Raw genomic sequence first — 21336 nt, 5'->3', positions numbered from 1 at the left:
GCGCTACGCGACTTGCCGACTCGCACGCCGCAAGCGCCCGTGCCCCGTCCACTACAGCGCACGAACATCGTCAACGGTTCTCAGAACCGATACGTCGCCCCCACCTGCGCAAACCGCCCGACGTACGAATAGAGCGATGTATCGTAGCCGCTTGGCCCCGCCATCCAAACCGGATCGAACGGCGGCTTTCGATTGAAGAGGTTGTCGATCCCCGCGTACAGCGTCCAGTGCTTGAATCCCGTATAGCCGACCATCAGATTGAACTGGCTGTACGACGCAACGCCATCCGCCATGCCGGGGTACGTGCCCGGCGCAAGAATGGCCTGCGCGTACGGGCCGACATAGAGCCAGCTCAGGGTCGCATTCCACCGGTGATAGTTCCAGCTCAGGTCGGTGTTCCCTTTCCAGCGCGGAGAACTACCGCCGAACGGCTGGTGAAGTGCGCCGTTGTTGCCGGCGTAATCCCTTTCCACGCCGCCAACCGGCATCTTGAAATGCCACATGTACGCCCAGTCGCCGGACAACGTGAAGGTGCCGATGGTCGTCGCAACCGTCTGGCGGAACGTGGCCTCGAAGCCGTCGGTGTCCAGCGACGAAAGATTGCGATAGGGCAGCGTGACATAGGCGATGCTGCCGTTGGCATTGCGAACCACCTGCGACGGATCGTTCTGATTGACCACGACCTGCACGTCGTCCGTGCCGATCACGTTGTCGATGTGAATCTTGTACCAGTCGAAACCGATATCGGTCGTGCGTGTCGGCGAAAACTGGAAGCCGATGTTGTAGTTTTTCGTGCGCTCGGGCTGCAGGCCACGATTGCCCGCGCGAATTTCCTCGACGATATTGTATGAACCCGGATTGTTCGGATCTCGCGCATCCAGCACGCCTTGCGAGCCGAAAGTGCGCGACGACGTGTTCTCGATCAGCGTCGGCGCACGGAAGCCGCGATTGTACGAACCGTACAACGTGAATTCCCGCACCGGCTGAAAGCGCAGCGCGAACCGCGGCGAAAACGCGCCGCCGAAGTCGCTGTAGTGATCGTAGCGGCCCGACTGGCTGAACGTCAGTGTCTTCAACAGCGGAATATCGAACTGGTAGTAGACGGCCGCGACGTTGCGCTCGCCGTTGACGGACTGGATCGACGGCGACGTCAGCTGGCCGCTCGCCCAGCCCGCACCCGTGCCGATGTACTGGCTCTGATGCATGAACTGCGCGCCTAGCCCGAGGCCCACGTTGCCAGTCGGCAGCCTGACCAGGTTCGGGCTCGACAGCGTCGCATCCAGCACGTCGAGCTTCGTGATCGCCTGATTCGACGTGCTCTGGTAAAGGCCGTTCAGCCCGTTCGGCGTCGCGGACGGATTGGAGAAATCGAAGGTGCCGTTCTGAATGATGTTCGTCAGCGCGCTGGCGTTCATCTGGTTCGAATAGTTTTGCGAGACCGTGTCCTGCGAATGGGCATACGACGCGCTCCAGTCCCAGTCGCCCACGGACGGCATCGCGAACGTTCCCTTCACGCCCGTCGCGGCACGCCAGTAATTCGAACTGACATGCAATGACTGCGACGCCGGAAACGCATAACGCAACTGCGTCGGCACGCCGAACGGGTTGTACGGATTACTGCCCGGCACGACGTTCGATACCAGCGAAACGCTGCCCGTCGCCGGATCGTAGGTCTGCGTACTGGTCGTCAGGCGGCCGACGCCCCGGTTCGCGACCGTCGTGTTGTTGCTCTCCCACAGATCGGCGAACGCCTGCGTCGCATCGTCGATCTTGAACTCGCCATGCACTTTTGCGCTCAGGCGCTCGGTCCACGGCGAGAGCGACGTCGCGCCTGCCGTGTTGCGCTGGCAGACCGTGCCGCCTGCCCCGAACGACTGCGAATTCGTGTTGCCGGGTACGACCTTGCCGCCATACGCACAGGGATCGAGCGGCACGTTGCCGCTCGCCCTCGCCCAGTACGACGTCGACTGGTTGGACAGGCCGCCCGGGTAGTTCGAGAAATTCTGGTTCTCCGTCATGTCTCGGTCGGAAGCGAGCACGCCGTTGTTCTTGTAGTAGCTGAGCGCCGCCGTCACGTTGAAGCGATTCGCGTTGAGGTCGCCGAAGCCGCCCAGCAAGCCGAACCGGGTCGTGCCCGCGCCTCCGCCACCGTTCGTCGCTCCGCCATAGCTTCCGGTAAGCTCCAGGCCCTGGAAGTTCTTCTTCGTAATGATGTTCACGACACCGGCCACGGCGTCGGAGCCGTACTGCGACACCGCACCCGTCTTGACGATCTCGATCCTGTCGATGATGTTGAGCGGCAGCGTGTTGAGGTCGAAGAACTGATCGGTGCCGTTGGCCGCGTAGGCATACGGTGCGACGCGCTGGCCATCGATGAGCACGAGCGTGTATTTTTCGCTCAACCCGCGCAACGCGAGCCCTGCTCCGCCGACCGCGAAGTTGGCCGTGGTCGAGCCGTCACCCCAGCTGCTCGATGAATTGGCCGCCACGCTGCGCAAATAGTCCGCGACCGTCGTATAGCCGCTGTTCTCGATATCCTTCGCCGTGATCGTCTGGACCTGGTTGAAGCCGACCTTGTCGGCGCTGCGGATCAACGACCCCGTCACTTCGAAACGCTTGACCGTCAGCGCGTCGTGCGCGCCCGATGCCGGCAACGCCGGTGCCGCAGGCGCAGCCACGGACGACGCCGGCGCGTCGGGCGCCGGCAGTTGCTGCGCCCATGCGGACGCTCCCGATCCCGCAGTGAACGCGCAGAGCAACCCTGCGGCCGTCACCATCACCACGCTTCGTTTCATCTTTTTTCCCGCCCACATTCGCCGGCATTGCCGACGTGTATTTTTAAAACGGCATCTGATTAGATATCCGAATTTATATTCGAGATGCAGATCTTGCCTGCTCGACAATTCGTCGGCCGCGTTCGGGCACCGTGCCCGACTTCACGTAGTCCGGGTTACATGCACGCTGCACGGCGAGCGCCCGCGGCGTCAGGTCGACGCTATCCGGAAAGACCGCATGCGCGGACGGCGCCCTAGCTCGATCCAGGCCGCACGCCCGTCGAGCAAGGCGACGGGTGCCCGGCCACCGCCCGGGCACTCGCCTGCCATTGCGTTTGAGCCGCTCGCGCAATCATCCGCGAGCGATGGGTATTCGCTGGGCGGTCAGTCGATGGCCACCGCCACCGACTCGCGCGACAGGATGTGGTACAGCACGCCGGCCGCGAGGATGATGGCCGCGAGCGCCAGCATCAGTGTCTGGTAACCATGCCGGAAATCGTCGACCTGCCGCATCAGGAAAATGGCGAACGCAATGCCGCTCGCGCCGCCCACGTTGTGCACCGTCCACGACGTGCCCATCGCCACGGCCGCCTTGTCGCGAGGCAACGCGCCCAGCGCCACCAGCGTCGAGGGCCCGAGTATCGCGCCCCAGCCGATGCCGAACAGCAGCAGCGGCACGACGAACCAGCCTGCGTCGAGCTGGCCTGCCGCGACCGACAGCAGGATCGACGCGACGACGAACAGCAACAAGCCGGCCGCGATCACCCGCGACGGGCCGAGCCGTTCACTGCGCCCGCCGATCCAGGACGACGCGATCGAAAACGTGATGGTCGCCGGCAGCAGGTACAGCCCGATGGTGATGTCGCTCTTGTGGAGCTGGGTCGAAAAGAAGATCGGCAGGGTGAGCAGCACGATGCAGTAGAAGAACGCGAGAAAGAACGTCGCGAGCAGCGCGGACACGAACTTCGGTTCGCGGAAGAAATGAAACTCGACGATCGGGTCGCGCGTACGCAACTCATGCCAGACGAACAGCGCCAGCGCGACGAGCGACACCGGCAGCAACCAGAGATTGAGCCGGCTCCCGTCGACGGACAGATAGCTGACGAGCGTGGTCAGGCCGACGACCAGCAGCAGGCATCCCGTCACGTCGAGGCGCTTGCGCGCCTGCGCCTTGAACTCCGGTATCGCCCATGCGCAGAGCGCCAGGCTGATCACGATGAACGGAATGTTGATCAGGAACGCGTCGTGCCAATCGAGCGCACCGGCGAACAGGCCGCCGATGATCGGGCCGAGCGCCAGCCCGACGCCGTTGGCGCCGAACAGGATCCCCAGCGCCTTGCCCTGTTCGTTCTCGTCGAACGTATAGCTGACGATCGCGCCCGATACCGTGTACAGGATCGCGCAACCGATGCCCTGCAAGAGGCGGAACGCCACCAGCAGCCAGAACTGATGCGCAATCCCCGCGAACAACGAAGCCGCGCCGAAGATCACGAGGCCGATGATCAGCAATTTCTTGCGGCCCAGGTTGTCCGCCAGCGTGGCAACCGGCACCATGAACGCGGACAGCGCGACCATGAAGATGGACGTGATCCACTGCGTCGTCTGGATCGGGATCGAAAAATCGCGGCCGATCGCCGGAAGAATCGTGTTGACGACCGTGAGATCGATACATCCCAGGAAGCTCGCGATACAGATGCCGGTCAGCCCGACGTACTTCCGAACCTTGCTCGATGAATTAGTCATGCGCCAGCGCCTCGGTTTCTTCGTCTGCGTGCGACTGCGATTTTTTCTTGAACTTGACCGCCAGCCAGTTGGCGCGGGCATCGCTCCCGTTCTGCACGAAAATCTCGCGCGTCTTGCTCATCGCGGCGGTCATCTGCTTCGGGTAAATGATGAAATCGATGCCGTCCTGCGCCCACATCGGCATGATGATCGGGCATTCCTCGAGAATGTAGAAGAGCGAGCGATAGAACGCGTCCTCGTGTTCGCGGGTGCCTTGCACGAGCCCGTTGCGCTCGGCGAACACGCCGATGGTGTCGTTGATCGCATAACGGTATTCGGGATTCGAGTAGTACTCGTTCGTGATCAGGTGGTAATACTGCGAGTAGTCGTCGCGGCGCAGCAGGTCGTCCCATCGCAGGATCTCGCGTCGCATCGACAGTTTCGCGAGGGTGTCCGCGTGGTCCCGCAGCCATGCGTCGCCGCGGTCGCGGCTTTTCTGATAGTTGCTATGCGCGGAGCCGGTCGCATAGTTGTGGCGCTGCAGCGTATCGGCCACGCCGATCACGCATTGCCCGAACCCCGCCACGTTGATCTTGTCGACCGTCGCCGCGAGTTTTTCGCCTTCGTGATATTCCTTGCCGACGCTGATCAGCAGCAGTGCGGTCTTGCCGAGGTACTCGTGTGCCTGAAATTTTCCTTGTGCCTGCAATGAAACCTTGTACATGGTCAGCTCCAGTAAACTAAGGGTTCGGTAACGGATCGGATCCCGACAAAGGCACTCAACGTGACCCGGTCGGCGCCCCGGACAGGGCGAACCGCGTGGATGAAACGCGGATTCAGGAAGATCAGGTCGCCCACCTCCGGCTTGATCACCAGGTCGGGCGCGCCCACCTGCTCGCGGCCGATCCCGTAGTGGCGATCGCCCTTGAGCGCTTCGTATTCGCGCGCATCGGGTGCGACGCGCCAGAGCTCCAGCTCGCCGCCGTGCGGAGGCACCTGCAGATAGAGGTTGGCCGACAGCTGATACTGCAGCGCCCAGCCGGTGCCGGCCGGCAGCGTCCATTCCAGGTTGTCGATGTGCGGCTCGAGATCCACGCCTGGCGTCAGGTAGCGGCACACGCCGACGAAGCACTTGTGCCCGCCCACGCTCAGCAGCCGCGCCCCTTCGGGCCACGCGTCGTCGAGCAGGGTGCGGAACCGGTCGACCGGCGACGCGAGCTCGCCGAACAGCGTGCGAACGCGTTCGATATTGGCGCGCGCATGCCGGTGATAGGCCTGCCGGACCTCTTCGGATCGCACCTCCGCGTACGCGATGCCGAGCCGGGTGAATTCGACGGCGTGGCCCAGCGCGCCGCGGTCGGGATGGGCGAACAGTTGCTCCTCCGCGCGCCGGATGACTGCCGGCGGCGTGAACGCACGAATGCGTATCGCGAGCGCATTGCCTTTGCACAAATCGAGAATGTGATCGGCGCACAGCGACGTTTCGTCGACGTCGATCACTGCATGGTCAACCTCTGCCGGTCGGTTCATGGCGTGATGGAATGAAGGGGTGAAGGAGCCGCGCGCATCAGAGCAGGTAACGGGCGCGCAGGTAATAGAAGCCGCCGTTGATGCCGATCGGCGACGACACGATGTCGTACTGCGTGCCGAGGAACTGGTTCTCGGCCGGCAGCTTGCTCGGGTACACGTTGAACAGGTTGTTCGCGCCCACCGCGATTTCGAACTTGCGCGTCATCGCATAGCGCAGCTCGACGTCGGTGACGTATCTCGCCGCGTTCGTGAAATGCGCGAAGCGCGTCGTCGAAAATGCATTCGGGCCGCTCCAGTAGCTCAATTCGCCGGAGGTCGTGCCGTAACGCGTCTCGTGCAGGCTGAGCGCCCATTTGTCACGGTGCCACGTGCCGCCGACGATGATCTTGTTCTTCGGCGTCGACGACGTGATGTAGCCGACCTGCTGCGCGTTCAACAGCGTATTGCCGTTGGTGTCGCGGCCCACGCTCGTCATGCTCGTCGTGTTGAAGTTGATGCCGAGATCCCAGTCGACGCTCCCCCACCTCGCGAAGTTGCTGTGATACGTGCCCAGGATGTCGAGGCCGCGCGTGCGCGTATTGACGCCGTTCGTGAAGTAGTTCGCCGTCACCGACGGCAACCCCGCCGGCAACGTGATGCCGGCCTGCGTCAGTGCATCGATCGCGGTCTGTCCGCTATAGGTGCCGCCCTGCACGATCCGGTCGCGGATGTTGATCTGGTACGCATCGATCGTCACGTTCAGGTTCGGCAGCGGGTTGAGCACGAGCCCGATATCGAAGTTCGTCGACTTCTCGGGCTTGAGCGGCGTCGCGCCGAGGTTGCGTGCGGCCTGCGAGTTCGGGGCCAGTTGCCCGTACGCGGAAAGCGGCGAGATGTTCAGGTTCGTGAAGTACTGTTGCGCGAGCGACGGTGCGCGAAAGCCGGTGCCGACGCTACCGCGAACCGCGACGCGCGGCGTAATGTCGTAGCGCGTCGAGACCTTGCCGTTGGTCGTGCTGCCGACGTCGTTGTAATGCTCGAAGCGCCCCGCGAGATCCACCTGCCAGTTCGGCGCAAGCCGGGTGGCGAGATCGATGTAGGTGCCGAGCACCTCGCGCGATTTCGACAGCGCACTGAGCGGCGACAGGCCCGGCAACGCCTGGCTGCCCGCACCGTAGGTCGACGCGGGATCGCCCGCGCCGATCGTGTAGCTTTCGTGGCGATGCTCGGCGCCGACCGACACATTGAGCGGCGCGGGCAGCAGCGGCACGCTGAATGCGCGCGACAGGTCGAGGTTGTTGGTCCACTGCGTGTTCGTGAAGGTCGACAGGCGGAAGCTGGTCGGCGTCGAGCCGGTCGCGTCGAACAGGCTCGTGTTCGCCGAATTGACCATGCCGATGCCGATGTTGTCGCGGCCGTAGGTCGAACTGATATCCCATGCCCAGCCGAGCAGCCGGTCGCCTTTCACGCCCGCGGTCAGCGAAAAGTCGTTTTCGTTGATCGTTTCCTGCGGCGTGAAGCCGTTCGGGTAGAGCGTCGGCAGGACCGACGGCAACCGGTAATTCTGGTAGCTGCCGCCGCTCCGGTGTGCATACGTGCCGAAGCCGTACAGCTTCGCGCCGCCTTCGAGCAGGTAGCCCGCGTTGAAGGCGATCGCTTCCCGCGTGCTGGACGGCGACCCGAGAATCAGGTTGTCGTTCTGGCCGGTTCGCGGATCGGCGCCGGTTCGCACCGTATGGTTCTGCCGGTTGTATTCGGCGCTCAGGTCGACATAACCTGCATCGCCGAGCCTTAGCCCGATGGTGGCCGCGTTGTTCTGCGCGAGGCCGTCGCCTTGATAGGTCTGGCCGGTCGTATTCGACACCTCGCCACCCTGGTAATTCGACTTGAGGATGACGTTGATCACGCCGGCAATCGCATCCGAGCCGTATTGCGCGGATGCGCCGTCACGGAGAATCTCGACGTGATCGATCGCCGTGACCGGGATCAGGTCGACGTCGACACCGGTCGATCCTTGCTGCGGCCCGCGATTCAGCGAGACGTTCGCGGTCGAATGGCGACGCTTGCCGTTCACGAGCACGAGCACGTAATCAGGGCTCAGCCCGTGCAGCGTCAGTGCGCTGGTCAGGTTGCCCGCATCGCCGCGCATCGCCTGGCGCGCGATCGACGGCGAGAGCTGGACGAGTGCGTCGCGCAGATTGCCCTGCCCGGTGCGCCGCAGTGCGTCGCCGCTGATCACTTCCACCGGGGCAGCAGCATCGCGCACTTTCCGCGCGCTTTCACGCGTGCCGGTCGTGACGATGACGTCCTGAACGGTGACGACCACATCCGGGGCAGCGCCGGCGGGCGCCGGGTTGGGTTTCGTGTCCTGCGCCCACGCGCCGCCACCGGCGGTAATCCAGCATGCAGCCAGCGCCAGCGAGCGGCAACGGGGGTACCTCACGCGCGCAGTGTCGTTTCTCTGATAAACCACTTCAAGGCCCTCATTTCAGCGAGCCGCGAAGTGTTGTCTCATTCTCGCGTCACGCTTCTCGTTTGTTTTGATATCAGTGCGTGACGCATCATCCTCCTGGTGAAATATTTTGTTAAATAACAAATACGCATTTTCATTTATCAATTCAAATGACCATTACCGATCCTGCGTACGATTACGCAATCACGCAGAAATTGTTGCGATTGCATGGCGAATGGAAATGACGGCAGTTGAGTGAACTGACATCAGCGATGTGCGATTTGAACAATTGATTGGAGTATGCGCATATCGGTGAAATATCGATTTCTCTCGATAAGCGGCGCATTGCATGTTCGAACCACTGCGCCGGAAAGTATCGTGACAATATCGACATCATTGCGATGGCGGAATGATCGCGGGCCTTGCTCCGCTTCGAATAGTTTCTGCTAATAGCGTGGCGGACCTCGAAGAAACGCATCGGTCTCTCGATGCTGATGGACAGCCGGTTGCCCGGTGTACCTGCTGCGCGTGTCGAAGCGCCGGGCCTTGCCTGTCCGTTCAAAGGCGAGCCGTTCCAGTTGACCGATCCGTCCGTGAGTGGACCGCCGGAATACCGTCCTGCGGAAAACCCGGCTCGCCGTCGAACAGCGACACGACCGATTCGGGGAGCACGATGTCCTCGTGCGGGTTGCGCACGTCGTTCACGCCGGGAGCGTTCGCGACCATCAAAAGAAAACACCCCAAAGGTCGGATCAAAATCCAACTTTTGGGGTGCAGTTCACGAAGAGGGATGCACGCGCCGGATCGCGGTGCTCTCCCCAGCCAATTGTCTGTTAGCCAGGGGAAATCACCGCCCGACACCGGGGCCGTCATTACGAAGTGTCGCGCTCACCCTACCCGCGCTTCTCCCTCGCGCTCGGCTTCCCCTTCGTCCGTGCCCGTTCTCGCGAGCACGGGCCTGAGCGCCTGCCCGGTATGGCTCGCGCTCACCTGCACGAGCGCTTCCGGCGGCGCCGCCGCGACGATCGTGCCGCCGCCCACGCCGCCTTCCGGCCCGAGATCGATGATCCAGTCGGCTTCCGCGATCACGTCGAGGTCATGCTCGATCACGACCACGCTGTGCCCCGCATCGACGAGCCGGTGCAGCACGCGGATCAGCTTCGCGACGTCCGCCATGTGCAGGCCGACCGTCGGTTCGTCGAGCACGTACAGCGTGTGCGGCGCCTTCTGCCCGCGCCGCGTGATGTCGTCGCGCACCTTCGTCAGCTCGGTGACGAGCTTGATGCGCTGCGCCTCGCCGCCCGACAACGTCGGCGACGGCTGGCCGAGCGTCAGGTAGCCGAGGCCGACGTCCTTCATCAGCTGCAGCGGATGCGCGATGTTCGAGATCGGCGCAAAAAACTCCACTGCCTCGTCGATCTCCATCGTCAGCACGTCGCCGATGTTCCGGCCGCGCCACGTGACGGCGAGCGTCTCCGGGTTGAAACGCTGCCCGTGGCACACGTCGCACGGCACCTTCACGTCGGGCAGGAAGCTCATCCCGATCGTGCGCACGCCTTGCCCTTCGCATGCGGGGCAGCGCCCGTCGCCCGTATTGAACGAGAAGCGCGACGCCGTGTAGCCGCGCGCACGCGCTTCCAGCGTATCGGCGAACAGCTTGCGGATCGTGTCCCACACGCCGATATAGGTGGCCGGGCACGAGCGCGGCGTCTTGCCGATCGGCGTCTGGTCGACTTCGAGCACGCGATCGATCTGTTCCCAGCCGCTCAGCGATTCGCAGCCCTGCCATGCATGCGTGACGTTCAGCGACGGCCGCGGCGCACTGCGCGCGAGCACGCTCGAGCGACGGTTGGTAGCCGGCGTGTCCTGCTGCGCGGCCTTGCGTGCGCGGCGCGTGGCCGGCGACGACAGCACCGAGCGCCCGACCGCGTCGAGCAGGTTCGTCATCAGCACGTCGCGCGCGAGCGTCGACTTGCCCGAGCCGCTCACGCCCGTGACCGCGACGAGCCGCGCGAGCGGAATGCCGACCGTGACATCGCGCAGGTTGTGCAGCCGTGCGCCATGCACGGTCAGCCAGGCGTCCGGCACCGCGGCGCCGCCCTTCTTGCCCGGCAGGCTCACGCCACGGCGCGGCTGCAGCGGGTGCGTCATCGGCTGCGCGAGCAAGCGCCCGGTGACCGAATCGGCCTGCGCGGCCAGATCCGCGACCGCGCCCTGCGCGACCAGCGTGCCGCCGCGCTTGCCCGCGCCCGGGCCGACGTCGATGATGTGATCGGCGCGGCGAATCGTGTCCTCGTCATGCTCGACGACGACGAGCGTATTGCCCTTGTCGCCAAGCTTGCGCAGTGCATCGAGCAGGATCTGGTTGTCGCGCGGATGCAGGCCGATCGTCGGTTCGTCGAGCACGTAGCAGACACCTTGCAGGTTGCTGCCCAGCTGCGCGGCGAGCCGGATGCGCTGCGCTTCGCCGCCCGACAGGCTGGGCGCCGCGCGATCGAGGCTCAGGTAACCGAGCCCGACTTCCTCGAGAAACGCGAGGCGGCTGCCGATCTCGCTGACGATGTCGCGCGCGATCTGCGCGTCGCGCCCCGTCAGTTCCAGCCCGTCGATCCAGCGGCGCGTGTCCGACACCGTCCATTGCGCGACCTCGACGATCGGATGCGCGTCGAACGTCACCGCGCGCGCGGACGGGTTCAGCCGCGTGCCGTTGCAATCCGGGCACGGCTCGTTGCCGACGCCCTCCGGTTCCTGTTCGTCCGACGGCAGCGTCTGCTCGCGGCCGCGATCGTCCCCGGCGAGCACCGTGTCGTCGTACGCGGCGCGCTGTTCACGCGTGAGCGTGACGCCGGTGCCGACGCAGGTCGTGCACCAGCCATGCTTGCTGTTGTACGAGAACATCCGCGGGTCCAGCTCCGGGTAGCTCGTACCGCACACCGGGCACGCGCGCTTGACCGACAGCACCTTGACCGTGCCGACGCGCGCGGTCGAATGATCGTTCTGCATCGCATCGTGCAACCCGTCGAGCGGCGCGAGCAGATGCATCACGCCCTTGCCGAGTTCGAGCGTCTCGTCGAGCACGCGCCGCAGTTCGGCCTCGTTGTCCGGCGACACGACGATATCGGCGACCGGCAACTCGATCGTATGCTCGCGGAAGCGGTCGAGTTTCGGCCACGGATCGACCGGCACGAACTCGCCGTCGACACGCAGATGCGTGCTGCCGCGCGCCTTCGCCCACTTCGCGAGATCCGTATACACGCCCTTGCGGTTCACGACGAGCGGCGCGAGCAGCCCGACGTGTTGGCCGCGATGGTCGCGCAGCAACTGCGCGGCGATCGATTCGACGGATTGCGACGTGACCGGCGTGCCGTCGTGGATGCAATGCTGCAGGCCGAGCTTCACGTACAGCAGCCGCAGGAAGTGCCAGACCTCGGACGTGGTCGCGACCGTACTCTTGCGCCCGCCGCGCGACAACCGCTGCTCGATCGCGACGGTCGGCGGGATGCCGTACACCGCGTCGACTTCGGGACGGCCGGCCGGCTGCACGATCGAGCGCGCATACGCGTTCAGCGATTCGAGGTAGCGGCGCTGGCCTTCATGGAACAGGATGTCGAACGCGAGCGTCGACTTGCCCGAACCCGACACGCCGGTAATCACGTTGAACTTGCCGTGCGGGATGTCGACGTCGAGCGATTTCAGGTTGTGCTCGCGCGCATTGACGATCCGCACGACGTCCTCGCCTTCGATCGCACGCCGCTCGCGCGCCGCGTTCAGCACGGCCTGCAGCGGCTTGCCTTCGTCGGCGAGCGCCAGGTCGGCATCCATCGCGCGGTCGTACTGCAGCAGCGCCACGCCCGTGTGCGATTCGGCGCAGGCTTTCACGTCGTCGGGCGTGCCCGCGCACAGCACGAGGCCGCCGCCGTCGCCGCCCTCCGGGCCGAGATCGATCAGCCAGTCGGCCGCGCGGATCACGTCGAGGTTGTGCTCGATCACGATCAGCGAATGGCCGGCCGCGAGCAGCTTGCCGAACGCTTGCATCAGCTTCGCGATGTCGTCGAAGTGCAGCCCGGTGGTCGGCTCGTCGAACATGAACAGCTTCGCGCGTGCGATGCGCGCCTCTTCCGTCGCAACCCGGCGCCCGTTGGCCGCCGCCGCCGATTCGGCGAGGAAGCCGGCGAGCTTCAGGCGCTGCGCCTCTCCGCCCGACAGCGTCGGCACCGGCTGGCCGAGCTTCACGTATTCGAGGCCGACGTCGACGATCGGCTGCAGCACGCGCAGCACCTCGGCGTCGGTCGCGAAGAACGCGGCCGCTTCGCTGACGGTGAGATCGAGCACGTCGGCGATGTTCAGTGCGCGGCCGTTGCGCTCGATGCGCACTTCGAGAATCTCCGCGCGGTAGCGGCTGCCGTCGCAGTCCGGGCAGCGCAGGTAGACGTCGCTCAGGAACTGCATCTCGATGTGCTCGAAGCCTGAGCCGCCGCAGGTCGGGCAACGGCCGTCGCCCGAGTTGAAGCTGAACGTGCCGGCACTGTAGCCGCGCTGCAGCGCGAGCGGCGCCTTCGCGAACAGCTTGCGGATCTCGTCGAACGCGCCGACGTAGCTCGCCGGGTTCGAACGCGTGGTCTTGCCGATCGGCGACTGGTCGACGAACACGACGTCGCCCACCTGGTCGGCGCCCGTGAGGCTGCGGTACGCGCCCGGCGACTCGGTCGCCTTGCCGTGGTGCCGCGCCATCGCCGGATAGAGCACGTCCTGCAGCAGCGTGGATTTGCCGGAACCGGACACGCCCGTCACGCAGACGAGCCGCTGCAGCGGAATCTCGACCGTCACGTCGCGCAGGTTATGTTCGCTCGCGCCTTCGAGCACGATGCGCGGCGTATTCGCGTCGACCACGCGGCGCGCCCAGTTCGACGCATGCGCAACATGCTTGCGGCCGCCGAGATACTCGCCCGTCAGCGTGTGCGCCGAGCGGATGTCGCCCGGCGTGCCGTCGTAGACGATCGTGCCGCCCCGCTCGCCCGGGCCGGGCCCCATGTCGATCAGGCGATCAGCCGCGAGCATCACCGATGGATCGTGTTCGACCACGACCAGCGTATTGCCCGCGTCGCGCAGCCGCTGCATCGCCTCGACGATCCGCGTGAGATCGCGCGGATGCAGCCCGATGCTCGGTTCGTCGAGCACGAACAGGGTTTTCGTGAGCGACGTGCCGAGCGCGGTGGTCAGGTTGATCCGCTGCACCTCGCCGCCCGACAGCGTGCGGCTCTGCCGGTCGAGCGTCAGGTAGCCGAGCCCGACGTCGCACAGGTATTTCAGGCGCGTGCGCACCTCGGCGAGCAGCAGCTTCAGCGCATCGTCGAGCAGCGCGCTCGGCAGGCTGATGCCGTCGAAGAAGCGGCGGATGCGCTCGATCGGCAACAGCATCAGGTCGTGCACGGTCAGGCCCGGCAGCGCCTCCAGCTGCTCGCGGCTCCAGTCGACGCCGCGCGGCAAAAAGCGGCCGGCCGGCGCGAGCACGCCGTCGGCGTTCTCTTTCGAGCCGAGCCGCCACTGCAGCGATTCCGTCTTCAGGCGCGCGCCGCCGCACACGTCGCACGGCGTGTAGCTGCGGTATTTCGACAGCAGCACGCGGATATGCATCTTGTACGCTTTCGATTCGAGATAGCCGAAGAAGCGCTTCACGCCGTACCACTGGCTCTGCCACTTGCCGTTCCAGTCCGGCGAGCCGTTGACCACCCAGTCGCGCTCGGCGTCCGACAGCTCGGCCCACGGCGTGTAGCGCGGGATGCCGGCTTTCGCCGCGTAGCGCATCAGGTCGTCCTGGCACTCCTTCCAGGCGGGCGTCTGCATCGGCTTGATCGCGCCGCCGCGCAGCGTCTTGCGCGCGTCGGGGATCACGAGGCCGAGATCGACGCCGATCACGCGGCCGAAGCCGCGGCAGGTTTCGCACGCGCCGTAGGCCGAATTGAACGAGAACAGCGCCGCCTGCGGCTCCGCGTAGCGCAGGTCGCTGTCGGGATCGTGAAGCCCGGTGGAGAAACGCCACACCTGCGGCTCGGCGGCCGCGTTTTCGGCTTCCGGTGCAAGCACGTATACGTTCACGCGCCCGCCGCCGCGCTTCAGCGATGCCTCGATCGCCTCGACCACGCGCACCTTGTCGGCCTGCTGCACACGGAAGCGGTCGGCTACCACGTCGAGCACCTTGCGCGGCCCGGTGGGCGACGCGACCTCGCGCTGCGCCTGCACGCGCGTGTAACCGCTCGCGGACAGCCACTGCGCGACCTCATCGTCGGAGGCCGTTTCAGGCAGCTCGACCGGGAACGTGACGACGACGCGCGGATCGTCCGCCTGCGTGCGCGCGACGAGTTCCGCGTAGATCGTCTCCGGCGTGTCGTGCCGCACCAGCCGCGCGGTCTTGCGGTCGAACAGCTCGGCCGCGCGCGCGTACAGCAGCTTCAGGTGATCATTCAGCTCGGTCATCGTGCCGACGGTCGAGCGCGAACTGCGCACCGGGTTGGTCTGGTCGATCGCGATCGCGGGCGGCACGCCGTCGACCCGCTCGACCTGCGGGCGGTCCATCCGGTCGAGGAACTGGCGCGCGTACGCGCTGAAGGTCTCGACGTAGCGCCGCTGCCCTTCCGCGTACAGCGTGTCGAACACGAGACTCGACTTGCCGGAGCCCGACGGGCCGGTGACGACCGTCATCTCGCCGGTGCGCAGGTCGAGATCGAGGTTCTTGAGGTTGTGCTGACGCGCTCCGCGAATGCGGATCAGATTGCTGGATGACAATTTGCCTGCCCGTCTGAATGAGTTAGCCAGAGTGCCCGGTGCCGGAACGCTGCGGTGGATGCCCGCAGGTGTGGCTTACGTGCTGCAAGGGTTGCAAGGGTTGCGCCCGTGCGGCTCGAGTTCGACGGGTACTATACTGTATATTCATACAGTTTTCCATGACGACCCTGGGGGCGGTATGGGATGGGGGTTGGGGGGCGGGGTTCAGGTCACGGTGAGCTCGGGGCGGCGCACAGTGGCGGGTGAAAGTCATTGGGCGCAGGCGCTGCTACCGATGTCGTCAGGCATGGGGCTGGGCCTGCCATAGGGAGCGATGCGGACGTCGGGTCGTCTGACTCGGTTCGGCCACAAACGGCCGTTCGACACAGCTTTTTAGATCGTCGACAATCGGTGCAGATAAGGGCGTAGCCTTTAGCGGTTACCGTCGATCAGATCGTTCAGCAGCGCATCGAACGCGGCCTGTGCGTCTTCAAGTTCCTGCAGGGCGGCATCAAAGGTTTGCAGCGCGAGCGGCGAAGGCTCGCCGCTGCCTTGCGGCGGAAATTGCTTCTGCATCGAGGCGAACGTACTCTGCACGCGCAGCGTGGCGGCCACCATGCGCTCCATCGCCTGGGTTTCTTCGGCTCGGGCCTGTTCCGGATTCATTCCACTCTCCTTGGATGGTTTTCTTGAAGACAAGATCGTACACGCTGTGTCCGTTCTTGCCGCCCTTGGCAGAATGACTCCGTTGAAGGTTCCAACGGCACGCTGCGCGAGAAGCGATTTAATCGGGAATGATTCCGCAGTCGCGCCGAGGCCAAGATACTCATCGAGCGTGGCTACAAAATCCCGCCGCAGGTCACAACGATTGGCCGCTTTGGATGAATCTGAAGGGCCATTCAGGGTCGATTTCGGGCAACTGCGCTAGGCCAAGTGCAAGCAACCCCGGAAGGCAGCAGCCGGCCAGTTGTCGGCGCTGGTAAGTGGCGGCTATCTTATCGACAATCCCAAGCGCACCCTTCGAACGCCCAACTTTGATTAAATATGAGTGAACTCCAGCAAGAAGTGCAACGCCTCGCGGCACAAGCGCTGGCCGATTTCAACGACCGCGCTGAGGGGAAGCTAGATTTTTCGGAAGCAAGCCTACAGGTTGTTGAGGAGCTGCTTGCAGAGGCTTCGATGTACCGAAATGACCTGCCATCTGAGACGGTTGATGGGATCGTGACGCGATTCGGTTGTTACATTCTAGAGGTCGGTCGCCAGCAGTTCGGCGGCACGTATTCCTGGCTCGAAGAGCGAAATCAGCCCGTGCTTGTTGTTGGTAGTCCACAAAATCACACTGCTCTTGGAACTTGGGACAGGGTGCGTGGCCGCTTGTCCGGGGACACCGGCGACAACGTTCCTTTTTTCTTTGAAGGCTTTGCGGAACGAGTGCGAACGTCGCCCGGTGAGGGGCGAGCTCTTTACATTTGAAGCCACCGTGGGAATGTCCGCTCGGAGTGACGTGAAGGACCGCTCCGGGTCGATTTCGGGCAACTGCACTAGTGGAGCAGCTCCGATGAGTGGCGCACTCTAAAGCATCAACCTTCCGATCATGGTGCCTTTGCACAGGCGCAAACGTCAGTACCCAGGGGCGCGTTGCACCATCCAGATTCGACACACCTGCCCGGGCACACCCCATGCGATGATTCGCCATGACTAACATGAGAGATGTAATGACGACTACATTCGACGAGGCGACAACGGCGGCGATCGCCGCGTTTGCCCAATTGGATTTCCACACGGCTGTGCAAGCGATGCGCGCCGAGGCCGATTACGACCACGAACGAGACCAGTGGATCTCGCGCTACATCGACGAGCACGGCGGCGGCGCGGACGACGCAGAATACGATGCCTTGCACGCGCAGGCCCAGGCAACCCCGGAATACGCGCAGTTCATCGATGCGGCTCGCCGGGAAATCCTGGAATACTTCGGCGTGACCGACGAGCAACTGGACTGCATGGTCCTGCTGCGCGATGACGACAGCGATGAGCTTTGGGCAGAAGTCAACCGGCAGCGGAGCGCGCTGGGAACCGGTGAAGTGCGCGGAGATCTCTGACCATTGCTTGCCATCGGAGTCTCGAGTCGTGCAGGGTTCGGGGCTAGAGTCAGGTCAGTCACGTGGTACGCCGCGCATCACGTATCCCGGCGGCCAGGTTATCGCCTGCCCTGCTACGCCTTTTTCGCATAAGCGCTGCACCAGCCTTTCGCATTGACCTGCTTGCCGCCGAAGATGGCGCACGGCGCCATCGCGGCACCCGTCTTGCCCTGGAAGAACTGGCAATTCGCGCAGGCCTCGCCCGCCTGAAATTTCGGGAACTTCGCATGGTCGACCCGGCTTGCATCCGTCTTGTAGCCGAGGGCCTGGGCGTTTGCATCGGTTTCCTGCACGGCACCGGCCCCGGCATCTGCCGCCGCGGCTCGGCGTCCAAGGGCCAGCGCGGATGCCAGAACGGTGGTGGCTGCAATAAAACGTCGGCGTGAAAACTTCATCTTGCCCTCCTCCATGTTTGCGTGACCGGATGACCGGCTCCTTCGATGCCGCGACGCCGCCCGGCGCACAACTGCGGCTCACCACCCTGCCCATCGCGCTGCGACACGTTCATCGCCCATAAACCACCCGGCGCAGAAATCACCGAAAGAACAACTCCCGCATCCCAAACGTGTGATGCGCCTCAGCCGCCATCAACACCATGAGCACGAGCAGACACAGCGGCGGCACCAGAATCGCGTACACCAGCGCCAGCCGCTCCCACATCATGTGCATGAAGATCGACACGATCAGCCCGGCCTTGGCGATCATCAGCACGACGATCAGCACCCAGCGCAGCAAACCCTGCACATTGAAATAGTCGACCAGGTACGACAACGTGCTCAGCACGAACAGCAGGCCCCAGATCTTCAGGTAGAGCCCAATCGGATGCTGCTGGCCGTGTGCGGCGTCGGGTCGATCGGCGGGATCGGTGTGGTCCATGGCCTGCCTCACCACAAATAGAACAGTGCAAAGATGAACACCCACACCAGGTCGACGAAGTGCCAGTACAGGCCGGCGATCTCGACGATCTGGAAGTTGCCGTGTTCGGTGAACCCCGGCTGCAGGATCTTGCGCGCGATCAGCAGCAGGTAGATCACGCCGCAGGTCACGTGAAAGCCGTGGAACCCGGTAATCGTGAAGAAGCACGCGCCGAACTGCGCCGCGCCCAACGGGTTGCCCCACGGGCGGATGCCTTCACGAATGATCAGGTTGCTCCATTCGAACGCCTGCAGCGACACGAAGGTGGCGCCCAGCAGCGCAGTCGCCAGCAACAGCGCGGCGGCAGGCTTGGCGTTGCGTCGGTAGCCGAAGTTGACGGCCATCGCCATGGTGCCGCTGCTGCTGATCAGCGTGAACGTCATGATGGCAATCAGCAGCAACGGCACTTCCACGCCGCCCACGTTGAGCCCGAACACTTTCGCGGTATCGGGCCACGGCGCCGTGGTCGACATGCGCACCGTCATGTAGCCGATCAGGAAACTGCTGAAGACGAAGGTGTCCGACAGCAGGAAGATCCACATCATCGCCTTGCCCCACGGCACCTTGAAGGCTTCGCGATCGGCCGACCAGTCGGTGACGATGCCGCGCCAGCCGTCGGGCCGGGCATCGGCAGATGAAGCATCGGCGGGCAGAGCCGCAGGCGAATCGGCCGCGGATTCGGTGGGTGCCGTGGGCGCGGTCATGGCGCGGCTCCATACAAGGGCCCGCAGACGGCGGCGACGATCCCGGGGGTCAGCCACCACATCGCCGCCAGCAACACGAGCCAAACCGCGAGCAGGAAATGCCAGTAGAGCGCGCACAGCGCGATGGCACGCCGGGCCCGGAACGGGTCCGCGCGCCGGAGCTGCACGATCGTCACCACCCACGCCACCAGCCCGCCCAGCACGTGCACTCCGTGCAGGCCGGTGAGCAGGTAGAGGAAGCTGTTGGACGGATTGACGGCGACAGTCTGCCCGGCCGCCGACAGCATGTGCCAGGCGGTCAATTGCCCGCTCACGAACACGGCCGCCAGCACGCCGCCGCCCACCAGCCACGCCGCGCGGTGCAAGGTCAATTGCCGGGCACGCTGCATGGCGATGCTGGCCAGCGCCAGCGCGCCAGTGTTCCACCACAGCAGCGCCGGATGCGGAATCGGCTGCCAGTCGGGCTCACGCATGCGCATCGCATAGGCGAGCAGCAGCAGCGAAAACAACGTCGTCGCGACCGCCATGAAAACGACCAGACCGGTACGGCCCGCATTCGGCAAGCCGGGTGGCGCGTCGTGAACGAAGGGGCGCGGCAGCGTGGTCATTCGTGGGCCTCGCCAGGGTGAAGCGCCGGGTGGGCCGGTTCAGGCACCGTCGCGGGCGGCTGGTTTTGCGGCACGAAATCTTCCTCTTGCCCCGGCGGACTGTATTCGTATGCCCAGCGGTAGACGACCGGAAGCGCCGCGCCCCAGTTGCCGTGCACGGGCGGCGTTTGCGGCGTCTGCCATTCGAGCGTGGTGGCCCGCCACGGGTTGCCGTCGGCACGCTTGCCGCGCACGAGGCTCCACGCCAGGTTGAACAGGAACAGCAACTGCGCTGCCGCGACGATCAGCGCGACGACGGTGATGAACGTGTTGAGCGTCTGCGCCGAATGCGGAATGAAGCTGTAGCCCTGATACGCGTAATACCGCCGCGGCATGCCGAGGATGCCGAGATAGTGCATCGGGAAGTAGATCGCATAGGTGCCGACGAAGGTGATCCAGAAGTGCGCGCGCCCGAGCGTGTCGTCGAGCATGCGGCCCGTCACCTTCGGGTACCAGTGGTAGAGGCCGCCGAACACCACCAGGATCGGCGACACGGCCATCACCATATGGAAGTGCGCGACCACGAAATACGTATTCGACAGCGGGATATCCACGCTCACGTTGCCGAGATATAGCCCGGTCAGCCCGCCCAGCACGAAGGTGCTGATGAAGCCGATGGCGAACAGCATCGGCACGGTCAGGTGGATGTCGCCGCGCCACAGCGTCAGCACCCAGTTGTAGACCTTGAGGGCGGTCGGCACGGCGATGATGAGCGTGGTGGTCGCGAAGAAGAAGCCGAAGTACGGATTCATGCCGGCGATGAACATGTGGTGCGCCCAGACCACGAAGCTCAGCGCGCCGATGATGACGATGGCCCACACCATCATCCGGTAGCCGAAGATGCTCTTGCGCGCGTGGGTGCTGATCAGGTCCGACGCGATGCCGAAGGCCGGCAGCGCGACGATGTAGACCTCCGGATGCCCGAAGAACCAGAACAGGTGCTGGAACAGCAGCGGGCTGCCGCCGGCATGCTTGAGCGTCTGCCCCATCGACACCACGGCCGGTATGAAAAAACTGGTGCCGAGCGTCCGGTCGAACAGCATCATCACCGCCGACACGAACAGCGCCGGAAACGCCAGCAGCGCCATGATGGTCGCGATGAAGATGCCCCACACCGTGAGCGGCATGCGCATGAGCGTCATGCCGCGCGTGCGTGCCTGCAGCGTGGTGGTCACGTAGTTCAGGCCGCCCATCGTCGCCGCGACGATGAAGATCGCCAGCGACACGAGCATCAGCACGATGCCCCATTCCACGCCCGGCGTGCCCGGCAGGATGGCCTGCGGCGGATACAGCGTCCAGCCCGCGCCGGTCGGCCCGCCCGGCACGAAGAAGCTCGCCACCAGCACCAGCACGGCCACCAGGTAAACCCAGTAGCTCAGCATGTTGAGAAACGGGAACACCATGTCGCGCGCGCCCAGCATCAGCGGGATCAGGTAGTTACCGAAGCCGCCCAGGAACAGCGCCGTCAGCAGGTAGATCACCATGATCATCCCGTGCATCGTGACGAACTGGTAGTAGTGGTTCGCGTCGATGAAAGCGAACTTGCCCGGAAAACCAAGCTGCAGCCGCATCAGGTCGGACAACACGAGGCCGACCAGGCCGATGGAGATGGCCGTCAGCGCGTACTGCACGGCGATGACCTTGTGGTCCTGGCTCCAGACATACCGGGTCCAGAAACTGCGCGGGGCGTGGTCGGTGTGCGCATAAGTCATG

At 64.5% G+C, this 21336-nt stretch carries 15 protein-coding genes; 2 read left to right on the top strand and 13 right to left on the bottom strand.

Annotated elements, in window-relative coordinates; translation table 11 throughout:
• Positions 1-80: 80 nt before the first annotated feature.
• The 8 genes from ACPTTF_RS34955 to ACPTTF_RS34920 all read right to left on the bottom strand — a co-directional run bounded on the left by ACPTTF_RS34955 (position 81) and on the right by ACPTTF_RS34920 (position 15885).
• Entirely contained in the window at positions 81-2795 is a 2715-nt protein-coding gene (locus ACPTTF_RS34955) for a TonB-dependent receptor domain-containing protein (RefSeq protein WP_423372156.1), read from the bottom strand.
• A 363-nt stretch (positions 2796-3158) separates the two neighbouring features.
• On the bottom strand, positions 3159-4517 hold the full coding sequence (locus ACPTTF_RS34950) for an MFS transporter (RefSeq protein WP_423372155.1): 1359 nt from the start codon (positions 4515-4517) through the stop codon (positions 3159-3161).
• Positions 4510-5220, bottom strand: a complete 711-nt coding sequence (locus tag ACPTTF_RS34945) for a hypothetical protein (protein ID WP_166958312.1) — start codon at positions 5218-5220, stop codon at positions 4510-4512. Before ACPTTF_RS34945 ends, ACPTTF_RS34950 begins: the two co-directional genes overlap by 8 nt.
• Positions 5221-5222: 2 nt before the next feature.
• Positions 5223-5996, bottom strand: coding sequence for a 2OG-Fe(II) oxygenase (locus ACPTTF_RS34940; RefSeq protein ID WP_423372154.1), 774 nt, complete (start codon positions 5994-5996; stop codon positions 5223-5225).
• Positions 5997-6063: 67 nt separating this feature from the next.
• Positions 6064-8448 carry a TonB-dependent receptor plug domain-containing protein gene (locus tag ACPTTF_RS34935; protein WP_423372153.1) on the bottom strand — a complete coding sequence of 795 codons (2385 nt, stop codon included), beginning with the start codon at positions 8446-8448 and terminating at the stop codon, positions 6064-6066.
• A gap of 567 nt (positions 8449-9015) precedes the next feature.
• On the bottom strand, positions 9016-9330 hold the full coding sequence (locus ACPTTF_RS34930; protein ID WP_423372151.1) for a hypothetical protein: 315 nt from the start codon (positions 9328-9330) through the stop codon (positions 9016-9018).
• A gap of 15 nt (positions 9331-9345) precedes the next feature.
• On the bottom strand, positions 9346-15240 hold the full coding sequence (uvrA, locus tag ACPTTF_RS34925) for an excinuclease ABC subunit UvrA (protein ID WP_423372150.1): 5895 nt from the start codon (positions 15238-15240) through the stop codon (positions 9346-9348).
• Between the two features lie 411 nt (positions 15241-15651).
• Positions 15652-15885, bottom strand: a complete 234-nt coding sequence (locus ACPTTF_RS34920; RefSeq protein WP_423372149.1) for a hypothetical protein — start codon at positions 15883-15885, stop codon at positions 15652-15654.
• Between the two features lie 378 nt (positions 15886-16263).
• Between ACPTTF_RS34920 and ACPTTF_RS34915 the strand changes: the two genes are divergently transcribed.
• Together ACPTTF_RS34915 and ACPTTF_RS34910 are read left to right on the top strand one after the other, a co-directional pair.
• Entirely contained in the window at positions 16264-16692 is a 429-nt protein-coding gene (locus ACPTTF_RS34915) for a hypothetical protein (protein WP_423372148.1), read from the top strand.
• 242 nt (positions 16693-16934) lie between these two features.
• Positions 16935-17318, top strand: a complete 384-nt coding sequence (locus tag ACPTTF_RS34910) for an ATP-dependent protease (RefSeq protein ID WP_423372147.1) — start codon at positions 16935-16937, stop codon at positions 17316-17318.
• A 113-nt stretch (positions 17319-17431) separates the two neighbouring features.
• On the opposite strand, the gene ACPTTF_RS34905 is transcribed toward ACPTTF_RS34910, so the two are convergent.
• The 5 genes from ACPTTF_RS34905 to ctaD all read right to left on the bottom strand — a co-directional run bounded on the left by ACPTTF_RS34905 (position 17432) and on the right by ctaD (position 21335).
• The gene (locus tag ACPTTF_RS34905; protein ID WP_423372146.1) at positions 17432-17752 is read right to left on the bottom strand and encodes a high-potential iron-sulfur protein; all 321 of its coding nucleotides are present in this window, start codon (positions 17750-17752) and stop codon (positions 17432-17434) included.
• A gap of 139 nt (positions 17753-17891) precedes the next feature.
• Positions 17892-18233, bottom strand: coding sequence for a cytochrome C oxidase subunit IV family protein (locus tag ACPTTF_RS34900; RefSeq protein ID WP_027792794.1), 342 nt, complete (start codon positions 18231-18233; stop codon positions 17892-17894).
• Positions 18234-18241: 8 nt separating this feature from the next.
• Entirely contained in the window at positions 18242-18976 is a 735-nt protein-coding gene (locus ACPTTF_RS34895) for a heme-copper oxidase subunit III family protein (RefSeq protein ID WP_423372145.1), read from the bottom strand.
• Entirely contained in the window at positions 18973-19584 is a 612-nt protein-coding gene (locus ACPTTF_RS34890) for a cytochrome c oxidase subunit 3 (protein ID WP_423372144.1), read from the bottom strand. Before ACPTTF_RS34890 ends, ACPTTF_RS34895 begins: the two co-directional genes overlap by 4 nt.
• A complete protein-coding gene (gene ctaD / locus ACPTTF_RS34885) occupies positions 19581-21335 on the bottom strand; it encodes a cytochrome c oxidase subunit I (RefSeq protein WP_423372143.1) in 1755 nt (584 codons plus the stop codon). Before ctaD ends, ACPTTF_RS34890 begins: the two co-directional genes overlap by 4 nt.
• Position 21336 lies beyond the last annotated feature (1 nt).

Source organism: Burkholderia crassaminum, from assembly GCF_964265005.1.
GTDB lineage: Bacteria > Pseudomonadota > Gammaproteobacteria > Burkholderiales > Burkholderiaceae > Burkholderia.
Note: the sequence above shows the minus strand (reverse complement) of the source record. Positions and strands in the feature narration are given on the sequence as shown.